This is a genomic window from Pseudoalteromonas sp. HF66 (genome assembly GCF_011806445.1).
Taxonomy (GTDB): Bacteria; Pseudomonadota; Gammaproteobacteria; order Enterobacterales; family Alteromonadaceae; genus Pseudoalteromonas; species Pseudoalteromonas apostichopi.
Window position 1 is genome coordinate 152,894 of sequence record NZ_JAATOU010000006.1, and the last position, 17,494, is coordinate 170,387.

Here is a 17,494-nt window from a genome sequence, read left to right on the forward strand (position 1 = left end):
CAATAAATTAAAAAAGGAAAGCACATGAATATTACTGTCCTTGATGCAGCGACATTAGCCAACACTTCGTTAGATGCCTTAGCGCAATTAGGTAAATTAACCTGTTATGACTTAACCAGCCAAGAACAAGTTGTTGAGCGCAGCCAAGATGCAGATGTAGTTATCAGTAATAAAGTGGTGATTGATCAGCACGCCATGGCTAAGCTGACTAAATTAAAACTCATTTGCGTTGCAGCCACAGGTACTAACAACATTGACTTAGAGGCGGCTAAGAAGCATAACATTGCAGTGACAAATGTAGCGGGCTATTCAACACCAAGTGTGGTGCAACATACCTTTACTCTAATCACTAATTTATTGGGTAATACTCACAGATACATTAATGATTGTCAGCAAGGCTTATGGCAAAAAAGCCCGATGTTTTGTCGCCTAGATTACAGCTTTAATGAAATTACCAGCAAAACATTGGCAATTGTTGGTTATGGGTCACTGGGTAAAGCCGTTGCCGACGTAGCACGAGTCTTTGGTGCCAAAGTCATCATCAGTGAGCGTAAAGGCCAAGCACCTCGTGAAGGTCGCGTCAGTTTTAATGACGCCCTAAAAACAGCGGATATTATTAGTGTTCACTGCCCGCTAACTGATGAAACTCGCAACCAAATAGCCGCGGAAGAGTTAAGCATGATGAAACCGTCAGCCATCATTATTAATACCGCCCGTGGTGGTATCATCAATGAAGCTGATTTAGCAGATGCATTGGCTAATAATATCATTGCTGGAGCTGGTGTTGATGTACTCAGCAAAGAACCCGCAGAGCAATCAAACCCGCTAGCACTCTACAAAGGGTCAAACCTATTGCTCACGCCTCACATCGCATGGGCAAGCCAAGAGTCTATTGTTCGCTTAGTTAACGAAATAGCTTTAAATATTCAGGCATTTAATCAGGGCGAGATGCGTAACAGGTTGGTCTAAAAGGCAATATATTAGTCAATAGAGCTAAGTAGTTAGTGACTTTTTACTTAGCCCCATTGCGCAAAATAACATTAACCCAATGATTTTATTAGAAATAAAATTTTTGGCAAGCAGTTTGCTATCAAGGTTTAACTATAAAACAATTTCTTAGGGATAAAAAACATGAAAAAAGCACTTCTAATTGCCGCTCTAACTGCACCATTTTTAACTGGCTGTGTCATCGCTGTTTCTGACGGTGAAGCCGACACTCATTGGGCTGGTAGTTCTTCTAGCTGGGAAAAACAGCATAAAAGTAACCGTGAAGTGATTTCTAATCTCGCATTAGATACAAGCTACCAAACCGTATTAAACAAACTGAATACACCTAACTTTACCGAGTTGTTAAAGCAAGGTGATGATGTTTATCAGGTATTATTCTATGTAACACATAGCATTCATTCTGATGGCAAGATGACTAAAGACGAGTGTACGCCACTCGTATTTAAAAATGATAAGTTAATTGGTGTGGGTGATACAATTTATAAATCGCTAAGTAACGGCTAATTAGCAAGCTAAAGTTAAGAGTAGGCTTTGCCTACTCTGATTCATTTACAGCGATCATTCTCGATACAATTTGATCTCGCCCGGCATCTTTAGCCTGATAAAGACCTAAATCAGCCTCTTCTAGCAAGGTTTGTTCTGCATAAACCTGACCATTTTCTGTGGTCGCAATACCAATACTAATTGTGACATGGTCGGCATTTAGCGACGCTTTGTGTAGAATGTTTAACTCATTCACTGCATTTCGTAGTTTATTTGCAAACGAGATAGCCTCATTGGCAAAGGTATTTGGAAGTACCGCAGCAAACTCTTCACCACCATAACGAGCAACAAAGTCACTGCCTCGCTCACACGCCCCAACTAAGGCATGAGCAATTTTTTTTAAGCAGTCATCACCTGCACGATGGCCATAGCAATCGTTGTAACGTTTAAAATGATCGACATCCATTAATAACACTGATAACGGAGTTTGATCTCGACGACACCGGCGCCACTCTCGCGCTAAGTTTTCATCCAAATAACGTCTATTTGGGATCTCAGTTAAGCCATCAATTGAGGCGAGCATTTCGAGTAAGTCATTTTTTTGTTTGATCAGCAGCTGATTGCGTACACGGGCACGAACGATAGCAGCACTAAATGGTTTCGTGATGTAATCCATCGCGCCTAATTCAAGGCCCTTAGCTTCGTCATCATGGCTGGTATTTGCAGAAATGAATATAACAGGCAACATACTGGTGGCAGCGTTTTCTTTTAACTTAGTTAGCACTTCATAACCGTCAATGCCTGGCATCACAATATCCAAGATCAATAAATCAACAGTCTGCGTTTTTAAAAACGTCAGTGCTTTTTCGCCACTCTCTACACAAAAAACATCATAGTCTTGCTGTAATGTTTTCTCTAATACCAAGCGATTTAACGGATCGTCATCAACAATCAGTACCTTGGCTCTTTTCAACATCAGTAGATCCTTGTTCAATGATAAATGCAATGACCTGTTTTATTTGCCATTGCAATTCATCATTTAATTGCTCGGGCAATTCGCCATCTGCTTTAAGCCTAGCTTCACATTGTTGTGCGCACGCTGACAATCGCTTAAAACCAAGATTGCCAGCTGATCCTTTAACATTATGAACTACACGAACCAACTCATTGGTAGTTTTTAATGTAGAGATTTGTAATAGCTGCTCAGCTGCCATAGTCGCAAACTTCGACAACATAGTTAATACTAACTTAGTATTATTTGCAAACTGAGACATTATAAAAGCTTGATCAAAAAAGACTTCTTTTGGCCTATCCAACTCACTCATTGCTAAAAATAATTTACTGGCAACAATAGGTTTAGTGAGATGCTTATTCATACCGGCCGAAATAGAATGCTCAATATCTTCGCTTTCACTGTGTGCAGTGAGTGCATAAATAGGCATTTGCTCTTTAGTGAAAGACTGACGAATAATACGCGTTGCCTGACAACCATCCATTTCTGGCATCTGAATATCCATAAAAATGAGATCAGGTCTGAGGCTTTTTGCCAGCTCAATGCCTTTTTCACCACTGTGTGCACACACAACAGTGACATCAATTTGCTCTAAAATGCTTTTAATAATGCTTAAATTTAGTGGATTATCATCCACAGCAAGTACTAAAAGTCCAGATAGATCAGTACTAGAAGGCAATGAAACCAGCTCTTTTTTCACAGGCTCTACGGCTTTATCGAGCTGCAAGCAAAAGCAAAATTCACTGCCTTTGCCTTTTTCACTTTCAAGCTTAATTTCGCCTCCCATCAATGCAACTTCGTATTTAACAATCGCTAAACCTAAACCAACCCCCTGATGAGAGCGCGTTAATGATTCATCGCCTTGGGTAAATGCATCAAATAAGCGGCTTTGATCGGCCTTACTAATACCAATACCGGTGTCTTTGACTGTAAAACAAATAAGTTGCTGCTCAGCAGATTCCTCCACCAGCATTAAGTTTAATGTCACTGTACCTTGCTCGGTGAATTTTACTGCGTTAGTGAGTAGGTTAGCTAATACTTGCTGCAAGCAAATTTGATCACCAACCAAGTTATCACTAATACTTTGGTCACATTTGACTTTAAACTCGATATTTTTATTCGCACATAAGGGAGCTGTGATCCCCTGACAGTAATCGATTAAATCAGGCACACTAAAAGGGGCTTTATTAAGTTGTACTTGCGAGCTTTCAGCGCGGGCAAAATCTAGCATACGATTTAATAAGGTAAGCAAGCTATTGGCTGCAGATTTTGCTTGCTCGGCATGGTTACGCTGCGGCTGTGTTAACCCTTGCAGTGCAATCACATCAATTAAGCCTAGTACAGCATTAAGTGGTGTGCGTATTTCATGACTTAGGTTAGCTATAAAACGGCTTTTAGCTAATGTTGCTCGCTCTGCATCATCTTTTGCTTGCACTAAATCCGTCACATCCTGTACATGAACAACATAGTAATCGGGTGTTTGCTCAGCATTCCAAACTAATGACACGCTAATTTGTAACCACCGCTGTTGCTCTTGCTGCTCAAGACTAAAGTGATAAACTTTTTTCTTCTCATGCAGTAACTCTGTCAAGGTATCCTTTAGCGTCTGATAAGATGGCTCTGCAAATAAGTCTATTAATTTGAGGTCATTGGCGTTTTCAATTGCAAAGATTCTACGTGCTGCTTTATTTGCTTGCAGCACCTGATCTTCAAGCGAAACCAACAGCACTCCATTAGCAGCATATTCCATAGCACTGCGTAATTTAGCTTCAGAGCTTTGTAATGCATTAAGCGCATTATGCTGCTCGGTAATATCACGACCAATCGCCATAGTGCCAAGAAATTGCTGATGCTCGTTGTAAAATGGCACAATGCTAAACAGATAACTACTATCTTCTGTGGTCAATCTTTTTTGATAAGCTTGGCGGTCTTTAAGCACTTGCTTTTCAAGCTCGTTTAATTCGCCGTTATCATCACTAATATCACATAATTGCTGGCCCACTAACTTCTCTTGTGGCAAGCCAATATAACGCTCATACGCCTTATTACAGCCTAAAAACGAGCCATCGATATTCTTAAAGTAAATAAGATCCGGCACGTTATTTAGCATAGTATTTAATAACGCTAAGTGACGCTCTTTCGCATCAATACTACGGCGCAATTGTTTTGACTTTACCTGTACTTGGGAATCAAGCGCTTTATTTGCCTCTTGTAAGGATTGAACGAGCTCCTCATTACGACTAAACACCTTTTTCACACGGCTGAACCAAGGCTGCCAATCAACAGGAATCCGATAATGAACTAACGCTTGTTTGCCTTCATCATGCTGCTCAAGGTAATTCATTAAGTGCGTCATCGGTTTTACAAAAATGCGCTGACTCAACCAAAAAACAGCGCTGAACATCATCACTAAAAAAACACTCAAAAATGCGAACTCTAAAAAGATGTCATAGCCAACTGGTTCACTAAGAGCTTGCTGTGATTCATAGAAACGAGTGTAAATAGGTAAGTTGGTAGCTTCTTGTACTAAATGACTATCGTTATTTTTGCGCATATCTACCGCGACATGCGGCCAATGTTCGCTGGCACTAATGGTCGTATTAAGCGTTGCCTTTGAGCTGGCAATAACTTGGTTATCTTGATTGATAAAAATATACTCACCATAGTTAGGCGCTATTTTTTTTAACCAATTAGAAATTGCTTCAAGATCATAAATCAACACAATGTAATCGCGACTATTAGCATCTCTTTGCTTGCCAATTGCAAAATAGGCATGACCATTAATGGTCAACACAGAGCTAGAGGCAAGATTGTTGCTATTTATTAATAAAGGTCGAAATTTGTTATCTAACACACTGGTCAGAAATTCACTTTTTGTTATGCTACGGCGCTTGATGTAAACAAAACCTTGCTCATTAACATAAGCAACACCTTCTAAAGATTGAATAAGTGACAGCGTAGTATTAAAAGAGGGACCAAGCGCAATGACTCGTCGCCATTGATTAATTGCATAAGCCGTTGAGGCAAACTTTCCTTGCCCGACTATCTCCCCCACTCCATCGCCCACACTTTGATAGTAATAGTGATCATATTGATTCACATTACGTGTCCAACTAGGATCAAAATCATAAGAAAGTGGCTGTTCATAAAGCTTGAACATGGTGTCTATGAGGCCATCCGCGGCATTCATCGCATGGGAAAGCTGAGCAGTAATATTATTAAATCCGTTTTGCCTGCTTTCTATCACTCGCTCAAGTTTTAAGTTATACAGGTGTAAACACAAAAAAAACGCCACCAGCAGCGGCACAATAAGTGCCACTGCCAAAGAGCGATAATAATGCTTTAATGGTAAAAAATTCACTGGCTTATATGTACCTTACCTCGTTACAGCTAGGTTAACGAGGCATAAGTATACTGGCAAGCTATAAATTTTCTTCAGCAAAGCTGGCTAACCTGCTACGTACTACACCATTTAAGTTAACAGTAGCACTGCCCTCAAAATCTTTAAAACGTTCAACAATATAAGTTAAGCCAGAGGTCACTGGGGTCAAGTAGTTACTATCGATTTGAGCAAGGTTACCTGAGCAAATTAGCTTAGTGCCTTCGCCACAGCGAGTGATAATAGTTTTCAACTGCGACGCAGTTAAGTTTTGACTCTCATCCAAAATAACAACGGCATTTTGAATGCTGCGACCACGCATAAAGTTTACTGATTTAAACTGTACGTTGGCTTTTTCCATAATGTAATTGCGACTCGAAATTGGGTTTTCATCGCCTTTATGTAGTACCTCTAAGGTATCGGTGATCGCAGCCAACCAAGGCGCCATTTTCTCTTCTTCCGTGCCTGGTAAAAAGCCGATTGATTCAGCAATTTCAGGAGTATTACGGGTAACAATAACTTTATCGTAAATGCCTTTTTCTATAATCATTTCAAGGGCGCTGGCAAGCGCGAGTAAGGTTTTACCACAACCAGCGGGGCCGGTTAAGATCACTAGTTCAATACTTGGGTCAAGCAGTGCATCAAGTGCCATTCCTTGATACACATTCTTTGGTTTAACGCCCCAAGCAGTATGACTCATCAAACGTTCAACACTGATATCTTTTAAAGTAATTTGTTTATCATCGTAGCTTGTTACTCGAGCCGCAAAGTGGTCGCTTTCATCGAGTATGTATTCATTACAGAACACATCGCTAATCGTGCTTTTTGCAACATGGTGATAGGTATCACGGCCTTGTTGTTCTGTTTCGCACTCACCAACATGTTGCCAAAAGTCGCCTTCAATTTTTTTATAGCCACTAGTAAGCAACGCTATGTCATCAATTAATTGGTCAGTTCTGTAATCTTCAACAAATTTAAGCCCGGCCCCTTTCGCTTTGAGGCGCATATTGATGTCTTTAGTTACAAGCACCACTTTGCTGTCGCTATGTTGCTTTTGTAAATGCACAGCACAATTGATAATTCGGTGGTCATTTTCGTTGCCTGGTAAACCTGAAATACTGTCTGCAAATAAATGGTCATTAACGATAATTAAGCGGCCACGAGAATCTGTTTTAGCCTTTTTGTTACTAGGGAGCGCGACACCCTGCAACATTTGCTCTGGCGAAGCGTCCTTTAGCACTTCATCTAAACCACGAATAGCAACACGGGCGTCACGGCTAACGTCATGTTTTCTATCTTTAATGTGGTCGAGCTCTTCTAATACTGTCATGGGGATAACAACATCGTGTTCTTGGAAAGATAAATAAGCGAGGGGTTCGTGGAGTAACACATTGGTATCAAGCACATACATTTTACTATCAAGGTTCGAAGCTTTTTCCATAGCACTTTCCTTACGTTTTATGATTTTTATGCTATACCCAATAAACTAAACAAGCGGCGGATGAAGCTATGGTTTATTCGTCAGGTATATACTCAGTTTAGTCTATTTACGACAAAAGTCCTTTTTATGACAAACAAATATATAATTATTTAACCGGTTAGAATACATACAATTTTTACCTTTAATAATGACTTAAAAAGGTTGACTAAATTTAATTGTGTGCGGCGAGTTTACTGCCTTGAAGTAGCATGGCGTTACAGGTAACATAGCCGCCTTTTTTCTTCATAGACGAGACATACATGAATTTTTCCTTAGGTCAGCGTTGGATCAGTGATACTGAGTCAGATTTAGGATTAGGCACCGTAGTTGCCCTTGAAGGCCGCCAGGTCAGCATTTTATTTCCAGCCAGTGGAGAAAACAGAGTTTATTCTTTAACAGAAGCACCTGTTACTCGTGTCGCATTTAATCCAGGTGATGTTATTCGCAGCGTTGAAGAGTGGGAATTAGAAGTTGAGTCAGTTGAAGAGCAAGGCGAGTTACTATGCTATCATGGCACACGCGTTGATAACGGTGAAAAAGCACAGTTAAAAGAAACTTTTTTAGATCACTTTATCAAATTCAACAAACCACAAGACCGTTTATTTGCAGGTCAAGTGGACCGCTTTGACCGCTACACTCTACGTTACCAAACTTGGCAGCATCAGTTTGAGCGCCAACAATCACCTTTAAAAGGTTTAATTGGTCAGCGAGCAAACCTTATTCCGCATCAGCTTTATATCGCACAAGAAGTCGGTAAACGTTTTGCGCCACGCGTATTACTTTCTGATGAAGTGGGTTTAGGTAAAACCATTGAAGCAGGTATGATTTTACATCAACAAATCATCAGTAGCCGCGCTAGTCGCGTACTGATTGTTGTGCCTGAAAATTTACAACATCAGTGGTTAGTAGAAATGCTACGCCGCTTTAACTTACATTTTTCTATTTTTGATGAAGAGCGTTGCGATGAAGCCTTTGCTGACTCACCAAACGTATTTGAAACAGAACAGTTAGTACTTACTAGCCTTGAATTTTTAAGTAAGAAAAAACGCTGGTTTGAGCAAGCAACTCTGGCTGATTGGGATTTACTGGTTGTTGATGAAGCACACCATTTAAGTATCAATAATGGTAAACCAAGCACTGAATACCAACGTATAGCGGAGTTAAGCCAAGACATTCCAGGCCTTATCTTATTAACTGCAACGCCGGATCAACTAGGCCATCGCAGCCACTTCGCACGCCTACAATTACTCGACCCAGATCGTTTCTACGACTACGATGCGTTTGTTGAAGAAGAAAGTAACTACAAAGAGGTTGCCGAAGCAGCCAACCAATTACTCGGTGAAAAAGGCCTTGATGATGCGTCTCGTGCAACATTAAAAGAGCTATTAAAAGAAACCGATATCACTGATCTTTTAGCCGAAGCAGAGAAAGGTGATGAAACGGCGCGCAACGAAATTTTATCAATGTTGTTAGACCGCCATGGTACGGGTCGCATTTTATTTAGAAATAGCCGTAGCGGTATTGATGGGTACCCAAGCCGTAAGCTTCATGCATACCCTATGGCAATGCCTAAACAATATAAAACGGCGATGTCGGTACTGGGTAACATGGGCGGCATTCAAAATGCTGAGCTAACAGCCCTTCGAGCTTTATTTCCTGAAAAGATCTTCCAAGAGTTTGAAGGTGAAAATGCTAGCTGGGGCGCATTTGACCCACGTGTTGATTGGTTAATCGAAACGTTAAAAACCCTTAAACACGAAAAAGTACTGCTTATCTGTGCTAAAGCCGAAACCGCACTTAGCCTAGAACAGATTCTACGTGAGCGTGAAGCGATTAAAGCCTCTGTTTTCCACGAAGGTATGTCGATTGTTGAACGTGACCGTGCAGCCGCTTACTTTGCCGACGAGTACGACAGCGCACAAATTCTACTTTGCTCTGAAATTGGCTCTGAAGGTCGTAACTTCCAATTCTCGCATCACTTAGTATTGTTTGATTTACCGCTCAACCCTGACTTACTTGAGCAACGCATTGGTCGTCTTGACCGTATTGGTCAAACTCAAGACGTAAACATTCATGTGCCGTATTTTGAAAACACCGCACAGGAAGTGTTATTACGTTGGTACAACGAAGGCTTAGATGCGTTTGAAACAACATCGACAACAGGGCAAATGCTGTATAAAGAGTATGGCGAAGAACTACTTGAGTTTATTGGTGCACACAATTGCGATGAAGAAGAGCTAGACCCACTGCTAGAACAAGTGGCAGGTCAAAATGCCAAGCTTCGTAAGCAAATGGAAAGTGGTCGTGACCGCTTACTAGAGCTGCATTCAAGTGGCCAAGGCCGAGCAGAAAGTCTTGTTGCAGATATCGAAGAGTTAGACGATCAATTTACACTACCAAGTTACATGATCAATGTGTTCGATACTTTTGGTGTAAGCCAAGAAGATAAAGGTGAAAATACCATTATCTTAAAACCAACTGAGCACATGCTAAATCCATCTTTCCCATGTTTAAAAGATGATGGCATCACAGTAACGTTTGATCGCAGCACCTCGCTTTCGCAAGAAGACGCCCATTTCATCAGCTGGGACCACCCAATGGTGCAAGGCAGCTTAGACATGATTTGTGATGATGACTTTGGTACTGCCTCTGTGGCGTTACTGAAAAACAAAAAGCTACCTGCTGGTACCTTCTTTGTAGAGCTCATTTTCATTGCTGAGGCGATGGCGCCTAAAGCACTTCAGGTTGGCCGCTTCTTACCACCAACGCCTATTCGTATCTTATTAGATAAGGGCAGTAACAATCTGGCTGATAATGTTGCTTTTGATGCTTTCAATCAGCAGTTGTCTGCGGTTGGTCGCCAAACTGCAAGTAAATTAGCCAGCGCGCTACAAAGTGCCATTCACCCAATGATCACCAGCGCACAAGGTATGGCACAAACAAAGCTAGAAACACTGCGTGCTGAATCACTAGAGAAAATGCAAACCGCCCTTGGTGAAGAGCAAGCTCGCTTAACAGCACTTAAGCAAATCAATCCGAATATTCGTGATGAAGAGCTGAGCTTCTTTGATAAGCAGCGTAGCGAACTCACTACTTACATCGAAAAAGCCCAAGTTAAACTTGATGCAATTCGTTTAATTGTCGTTTCGCACTAACGTTGAAGCGCTAAACTCAAAACTACAAACGCGATGTGCTTTCACATCGCGTTTTTTTATACAAAAAACACCACAAGGGTAATAATTACGGCCACTGCCGCTAGCTTACAAAATAACTTAGCTAAGCTTTTATTTCTTTGTATTAAATCGTCTTTGTAAGCTTGCTTCAAATATACTGCTTGTAGGTCTGAAAAGCCTTTACAATGCGGACACTCTGGCTCAAGATCATTCACTTCTAAGCCACAACGTGTACAAGGCTTACAGCGAATTAAACCAAGGCGAAACATTCATTTGTCCTTTTCTTTAAACTCCATACCTTAATTTACTGTATCTTAGCTACTACTCAAAAACCAGCACTGGCATTGTGTATGCGCTCATACTCCTTTAAAATAGCGCCCTTGCATATCATCGAGGCTGGCTGTGTTACTCAATTATAATCCCCCAATGACACCTTATTTAAGTATTGTTTATCAAGATGATGACTTACTTATTGTGAATAAACCAAGTGGTTTACTTACTGTGCCGGGAAAAGACCCAAAACACGCTGACTGCCTTATTGCTCGCATTAATCGCGTTTTTCCAACGGCGAAAATTGTTCACCGCCTTGATATGGCTACCTCTGGCATTATTTGTTTAGCTATGCACAAAGAAGCGCATCGTAATTTAAGCATTCAGTTTCAAGATAGAAAAACCGCGAAACGCTACATTGCTCGTGTATTTGGTAAGCTTGAGCAAGAAACTGGATCGGTAGATTTACCACTTATTTGTGATTGGCCGAACCGACCAAAGCAAATGGTTGATCACGACAATGGCAAACCGTCATTAACCCATTTTAAAGTGCTTGAATATGAAGGTAATGCAACTCGTGTTGAGCTGACCCCAATTACAGGGCGTTCTCACCAACTGCGTGTGCATATGCTGTCATTGGGTCACCCTATTTTAGGCGATAAGTTGTATGCTCACCCCGAGGCATTCGCCATGGCTCCTCGCTTACAACTGCATGCCGAAATGCTAACCTTAGCTCACCCAGCCAGCGGTGAAACACTGATTTTTGAAGCTGCTCCTGAGTTTTAAGACAATTCGCTAAATATTTAATAAACACTGCCGATAACCTAGTTAATCACTGATTTAATTAATGACTCAGGTAATATCGGCATGAATTTAAAATCCTCACATCGCTTAGTTTACGCAGCCTGTTTTGCGTTGATTAGCAGCGTGAATGCAGCCGACTTTATCAAACCGACGCCTTGGTCAAGCTTGGTCACAAATGATATTCAACGTTTTTTACCAACTGACGAAGTGCGTCCCCTGCTTGCTGGTGAAGATGAGTTTATCAGCTTATATCGTCAATCGATGGCTGCAAGTCAACGTGGAATTGTGCTCATTATTCCCGATTGGCAGCACTTACCAACAAACAATGCTGGCATTAACTTTTTACGTAAACAGTTAAATGAAATTGGCTATGCAACTCTTGCCATGACTATGCCAGACATTGATTGGCACCCTGCTGACATGGCAATGCCTGAGCCATCTGAGAGCTCTGAAGACGCTGAAGAGTCAACTACGCAAAGCGATGAACAAACTGCTCCTGCCACGCCAGCCCAAGCACAACAAGCGCCTCATTTTGTTACAGGTGCACCCAATATTAGTGAAGCTGTGCTTGATGATTACAAGTTAAAGTTAATAGCCAGGTTCAATGCCTTGTATAACAGTGCAATGGATGAGGGCGGCAACATAGTTGTTGTGGCTCAAGGTGCCAGTGCGGGGCTATTAATTGAGCACTATGCTAGCTTTCCAAATAACGAACTTAACGCCTTTATTAGCTTAGGGAGTTATTTACCCAACAGTATTCGTAACCAGCATCTCAATGCTACGCTATCGACCATCAGCCCACCGTTATTAGATATTTTCTATAGTGAGGGTAACCCTGACACGCTGCAAAGCGTAAAAGACAGGAAACGCTGGGTAAGAAAACACGCAAAATATGACTACCGACAAAGAGAGTTATTTGGTGTGCCTTCAGAGCCTGAGCAGCACGAGAGGCTGCTCAAAGAAGTTGATGGCTTCCTACGCCGCCTTTTTTAAATACTCATAGGCTGCTTGAATATCTTGGCTTTTCTTTACTGCGACTTCCATCATATGTTTTGGTAAACCTTGCGATACCAGCTTATCGGGGTGATGCTGAGCCATGAGTTTGCGATAGGCTACTTTAATATCTCGCGCAGAAGCATCATTGTTTAAGCCTAAAAGAGCCAAAGCTTGCGCGCGATTCATACCATTATTGGGTGGCACACTGTGCCCTCTTTGTTCACTATGACTGCTGCGATTTTGCTGGCTTTGTTGACGTTGCTGCTCATAAAAGCGCTGTTGTTGCTGGCGAAACGCAAATTCGGCTTGGTAGCGCTTTAATAAAAATCCGAACTGAGTGCGCGAAATACCAAGCTGCTTACTCACCTCTTGCAAGAGCTGCTTTTCTTGCTCTGCAAGGTGGCCATCAGAAAAGGCCATTTGAATTTGTATTTCGAGGAATAATTGCAATAAATCATGACGTCGGGCAAAGCGCTCCTTAAAGTCATGAACGGTTTCTTTTAATGAAAAATCCGTTTCTTTACCGCTACGAAAGGCATCTTGAGCTTCACGGCGCTCATCGCCCGATAGGCCCATTTCGTCCATAAACAAACTTGCAGCACGAATATGAGTTTCACTAACGCGACCATTCGATTTGGCAATATGCCCCATTACCGCAAAACAGCTTGAAAAGAAAAGAGCTTGGCGTTCGTTAATGTCATCGCCTTTAAACAAACCAGAAAAACCACCTGCTTTATCAAAGTCTTGTTTTAAACTGCGATCGAACATATGGCCTAGGTATAAACCTAGTAGGGCACCAATAAACTTGCCAAACATAAAGCCAAAACAAAAACCGAGTACTTTTCCCCACATAATTTGGCAAACCTCTGTTGTTATTACAAAGTGAAACGCTGATTTATTTCATCGAGTCTGGCAGGCGTGCCAATGTCATCCCACTGACCTAAATAAAGCTCAGTAGAAACTTGATGCTCTGTGAGTTTTTCTCTCAAAATGGGCCCAAGTGGACGAATACCTGCGCTGAGACCTTCAAAAAAATCAACATGATAGCGGCTTATACCCGAAAAAGTATACTTTTGACTATCTGGGCTTAGATGACTTAGAGCAAAATCACCATCAGGATTATGAGCAGGATTTTCAACAAGGACAATATGCGCCTCCCCTACTTGCAGATGAAGCTGCATCAACGAAGTAACATCGTAATCAGTAAACACATCACCATTGATGACAATAAATTGCTCACCCAATAACGGCAATGCTTGAATAATACCACCGGCGGTTTCAAGACCCCCAGCCTGCTCTTGGCTGTAAGTGATCGATACACCAAACTGCGAACCATCAGCAAAATACTCTGTTATTTTGTCACCTTGCCAAGCAAGGTTAATGACAATATCGGTAATGCCTGCTTGGCGTAAGTTATTAATATGATGCTCTAATAATGGCTTGCCGTTAATCTTTAGCATCGGCTTTGGCATCGTTTCTGTTAGCGGCATCATGCGCTTACCGCGCCCTGCCGCTAGGATCATTGCTTTCATTTCATCTCTTTTGTTAAACGCTGCTTAGTCTGTGGAATAATTATCTGCTCTATCCACTGACCAAGGGCTGTTAACTCTGGGTATTCTTTACTGACATTACTGATGTATGTAAGGGTTGGCAGTACATTACTCAAATAGCCAGACTTACCGTCACGCAATTTCAAACGGCAAAATATACCTGCCGCTTTTAAATGACGCTGCACGCCAGTTAAATCAAACCAACGTTTAAACATCGTAAATGAGATGTCTTGCAAAAGCTTTTGCTCGCAAAATTCGTCATAAGCGTAATGTAAAAGGTAATCGAGCTCTTGCTCTGGCAACTTAAAATAGCAATCTCTTAATAACGAAACAAGGTCATAACACACTGGCCCTTGTACGGCATCTTGATAATCAATGATCGCCCATTGCTGTCCTGTGCGCATAATATTGCGGCTATGGAAGTCTCGGTGAACCGTAACAATCGGTTGTTCAAGGGCATTATTAACTAATAGCTCACAAGCCTGTTGCCACATTTGCTGTTCATCAACAGAAAGTTGCTCACCAATAAAGTTATCAACTAACCAATCTCTAAAAATGCTCAGTTCAAACTGTAAAAACTCACCATCAAATACTTTCATATGTTGGGCAGGTGGGATTTGCGCCCATTGTGCACTTAACTTTATTAAATGTTTGTAGTGTAAAGTGCGGTCTTCGTCGCCCAGTAAATCGGCCAAATGAGTATTGCCTAAATCACTCAATAAGAAGAAACCTTGCTTTTCATCTGCTTGAAGAATTTTTGGTAATTTAAAGCCATGTTGAGAAAACACTTTATTGAGTTCTATATAAGGCGTGTTATCTAATTTATTGGGGTCTGAGTCCATGACGATATAGCTCTGTTCACTTGTATTTACGCGGAAATAACGGCGAAAGCTCGCATCCCCAGTGATGGCGGCTAATTGATATTCATCCTCTTTAAAATGAGGATTTAAAAACTGCTGTAAACTTTTATAACGATTCATTTAGTAAGATATCTATTTTTCACTAAGTCAATTACTGTATTTGCCATTGTTTTCCTTTATTATGTCTAGCTTATATCCAACCAAAGAGCATTAAGGTCATTAAATGAGCAAAACCTGGGGCATAATGATGCTAAGCGTACTTAGCGCACCATCGTTCGCCGAAACTGAACTGACACACAATCTTTGTGGCACTTCAATGCAAACCAGAGCTTGGCAACCGCTCCCTGGCCTTGAACTTAATATGATCGATATCAAATCAGATGATATTGAACTATTGGGTACCCAAAGCGCAGAATTTACCGGTAATGTAGATATTAACACCCTAACGATGAATTTGTCCGCACAAAGTGCACTGATTGACAAACAACGTGGGTTACTTAATGCAACCGGCCCTATCGTTTATCGCGATAAAGTAAGCCAAATTAATAGTTCTGGGCTCAATGCGGATTTAAATAATTCTGAATTAAGCTTGCTTGGTGCTGATTATAAGCTCACCGACCAACTTGGTCATGGTGGCGCAGAAAAACTAACAGTAAACGAGTCTGGCTTAAACCTGATGAACGCAAGCTTTACTACCTGCCCGGGCGAAACACCGGTGTGGGCAATTGAAGCTGACGAAATTGATCTATCCAGTGAAGATGGTTGGGGCGAAACCCGCAATACCGTATTACGGGTATTTGATACGCCGGTTCTTTATATTCCCTATTTTACGTTTCCATTAGATGACCGCCGTAAATCAGGCTTATTAACACCTAACTTCTCAAGTTCAGGCCGCTACGGTATTGAAACCATCACACCGTATTACTGGAATATTGCACCTAATTACGACGCCACCATTACGCCTCGCTATATGTCAAAGCGCGGTTTACAGATTATTAGTGAATTTCGTTATTTAACGGAGCAAAACAACGGTCTTATTGCTGTTGAATACTTAGATAAAGATGATGAAGAACCAAATGTTGACTCGCGTTATCTATTCCATTGGCAGCAGCAAAGCTACTTTGGTGAAAACTGGCGCGGTAATATAGATATTACTAACGTTAGTGATGATAACTACTTAACTGATTTAAATTCTGGTTATGCGACTCGCACAGATACTCAGTTATACCGCACAGGTTCACTAACTCATTTAGGTGACACTTGGCGTACCAATATCAAGTTGCAAAGTTTTGAAGTACTTGGTGATCACCGCGAGTCATACGCGGCACTGCCACAAATTAGCTTTTCGCAAACTGATGCGTATGATTTTTATGGCGTTGATTTAACCCTTGATGGTGAGCTTAGCTATTTCACTAATGATAACGCAGTCATTGATGAAGCAAGTCGTGTTCATATCGAACCGAAAGCAAGCTTTGGTTACCAAGAATATGCATGGTCATTTTTATCTGAATTCAGTTTACTGCATACAGAATATAACCAGCATGGTGATTTAACAGGAACCGACTACGACGAAAAAGTCACGCGTACCCTGCCAAAAGTGCGTTTATACAGCCAATTAAATTTTGAACGTGATACTGGATTTTTCTTTAAAGATGGTATTCAAACACTTGAACCACAAATTCAGTATTTGTACACCCCTAATAAAGACCAATCAAACATTGGCCTTTACGATACAACAAAATTACAAGACGACTTTTTTGGTTTATTTAGAGACCGTCGATTCTCAAGCATCGACCGTATTGCCACTGCGAACCAATTTACGTTAGGTGCGACAACCCGCTTATTTAGCAATGAGAACGAAGAAGTATTTAACTTTAGTGCCGGACAAATCTTTTATTTAAGTAATGACGCAAAACCTACAACACAAGGCATTAATGTTGATACTAACTACAATGCCTTGTTCGCAGCGCAAACCATGTTACATTGGCACCGTCGCTGGTATTTATCAGGTGGGATTCAGTACGACACTGACGGCAAAGATATTATTCAATCAAATATCACCTTAGATTATAAAGGTGACGATAAACAGCTCGTGCAATTGAACCATCGCTATGCAAATGATGTCTCAGGCAATACAATCGAGCAAATTGGTTTATTTACAAGCATTCCGCTATCGCAAGATTGGCAGTTTGTTGGTAGCTACCACCGCGATTTAGAAAGCGGTCGTAGTATTGAAGTTTTCAGCGGTCTTCAGTATGAATCCTGCTGTTGGGCGTTTCAAATCACAGGCCGTCGTCAAATCGAAACAGATTTGAACCAGGCGATTGGTCAAGAACAAGCAACTTTTGATACCAGTATTGGCTTCAATATCGTATTAAAAGGGCTTGGAAGTAAAAGCCGTTATGATGCACAAAAATTATTACAACAAGGTATTTTTGGCTATCGTAGACCGTATTTTCTTAATAACTAGTACCGCAGT

13 protein-coding genes are annotated in these 17,494 nt (G+C 41.2%); 6 read left to right on the plus strand and 7 right to left on the minus strand.

Annotation, left to right across the window (positions count from 1 at the left end):
- Positions 1-24: 24 nt before the first annotated feature.
- The gene (locus HCZ11_RS08415) at positions 25-969 is read left to right on the plus strand and encodes a D-2-hydroxyacid dehydrogenase (RefSeq protein WP_167658202.1); all 945 of its coding nucleotides are present in this window, start codon (positions 25-27) and stop codon (positions 967-969) included.
- A gap of 162 nt (positions 970-1,131) precedes the next feature.
- Complete coding sequence (locus HCZ11_RS08420; protein ID WP_130049661.1) at positions 1,132-1,512, plus strand: DUF3192 domain-containing protein; 381 nt, start codon at positions 1,132-1,134, stop codon at positions 1,510-1,512.
- 31 nt (positions 1,513-1,543) lie between these two features.
- Here HCZ11_RS08420 and HCZ11_RS08425 read toward each other — a convergent pair whose 3' ends face one another.
- The 3 genes from HCZ11_RS08425 to HCZ11_RS08435 form a co-directional block, all read right to left on the minus strand.
- Positions 1,544-2,467 (minus strand): diguanylate cyclase, encoded by a 924-nt coding sequence (locus HCZ11_RS08425; protein WP_167658203.1) that lies wholly within the window; start codon positions 2,465-2,467, stop codon positions 1,544-1,546.
- Positions 2,436-5,864, minus strand: a complete 3,429-nt coding sequence (locus HCZ11_RS08430) for a response regulator (RefSeq protein ID WP_167658204.1) — start codon at positions 5,862-5,864, stop codon at positions 2,436-2,438. The genes HCZ11_RS08425 and HCZ11_RS08430 overlap by 32 nt, the downstream gene beginning before the upstream one ends.
- 61 nt (positions 5,865-5,925) lie before the next feature.
- Positions 5,926-7,323 (minus strand): PhoH family protein, encoded by a 1,398-nt coding sequence (locus HCZ11_RS08435; RefSeq protein WP_167658205.1) that lies wholly within the window; start codon positions 7,321-7,323, stop codon positions 5,926-5,928.
- A gap of 299 nt (positions 7,324-7,622) precedes the next feature.
- Between HCZ11_RS08435 and rapA the strand changes: the two genes are divergently transcribed.
- On the plus strand, positions 7,623-10,517 hold the full coding sequence (gene rapA, locus HCZ11_RS08440) for an RNA polymerase-associated protein RapA (RefSeq protein ID WP_167658206.1): 2,895 nt from the start codon (positions 7,623-7,625) through the stop codon (positions 10,515-10,517).
- Positions 10,518-10,573: 56 nt separating this feature from the next.
- Here the strand turns inward: rapA and HCZ11_RS08445 are convergent, their stop codons facing one another.
- Entirely contained in the window at positions 10,574-10,804 is a 231-nt protein-coding gene (locus HCZ11_RS08445) for a hypothetical protein (RefSeq protein WP_130049675.1), read from the minus strand.
- A gap of 133 nt (positions 10,805-10,937) precedes the next feature.
- Between HCZ11_RS08445 and rluA the strand changes: the two genes are divergently transcribed.
- Entirely contained in the window at positions 10,938-11,591 is a 654-nt protein-coding gene (rluA, locus tag HCZ11_RS08450) for a bifunctional tRNA pseudouridine(32) synthase/23S rRNA pseudouridine(746) synthase RluA (protein WP_130049676.1), read from the plus strand.
- 81 nt (positions 11,592-11,672) lie between these two features.
- Complete coding sequence (locus HCZ11_RS08455; RefSeq protein ID WP_130049677.1) at positions 11,673-12,602, plus strand: DUF3530 family protein; 930 nt, start codon at positions 11,673-11,675, stop codon at positions 12,600-12,602.
- On the opposite strand, the gene djlA is transcribed toward HCZ11_RS08455, so the two are convergent.
- The 3 genes from djlA to HCZ11_RS08470 are packed head-to-tail and all read right to left on the minus strand — an operon-like array spanning position 12,585 to position 15,135.
- A complete protein-coding gene (gene djlA / locus HCZ11_RS08460; RefSeq protein WP_167658207.1) occupies positions 12,585-13,457 on the minus strand; it encodes a co-chaperone DjlA in 873 nt (290 codons plus the stop codon). The genes HCZ11_RS08455 and djlA overlap by 18 nt on opposite strands.
- A 23-nt stretch (positions 13,458-13,480) precedes the next feature.
- Positions 13,481-14,137: an N-acetylmuramate alpha-1-phosphate uridylyltransferase MurU gene (murU, locus tag HCZ11_RS08465; protein WP_130049679.1), complete on the minus strand. Its 657-nt coding sequence runs from the start codon at positions 14,135-14,137 to the stop codon at positions 13,481-13,483.
- Positions 14,134-15,135 (minus strand): aminoglycoside phosphotransferase family protein, encoded by a 1,002-nt coding sequence (locus tag HCZ11_RS08470; protein ID WP_130049680.1) that lies wholly within the window; start codon positions 15,133-15,135, stop codon positions 14,134-14,136. Before HCZ11_RS08470 ends, murU begins: the two co-directional genes overlap by 4 nt.
- Positions 15,136-15,238: 103 nt before the next feature.
- On the opposite strand from HCZ11_RS08470, the gene lptD reads away from it, so the two are divergent.
- A complete protein-coding gene (lptD, locus tag HCZ11_RS08475) occupies positions 15,239-17,485 on the plus strand; it encodes an LPS assembly protein LptD (RefSeq protein WP_167658208.1) in 2,247 nt (748 codons plus the stop codon).
- Positions 17,486-17,494 lie beyond the last annotated feature (9 nt).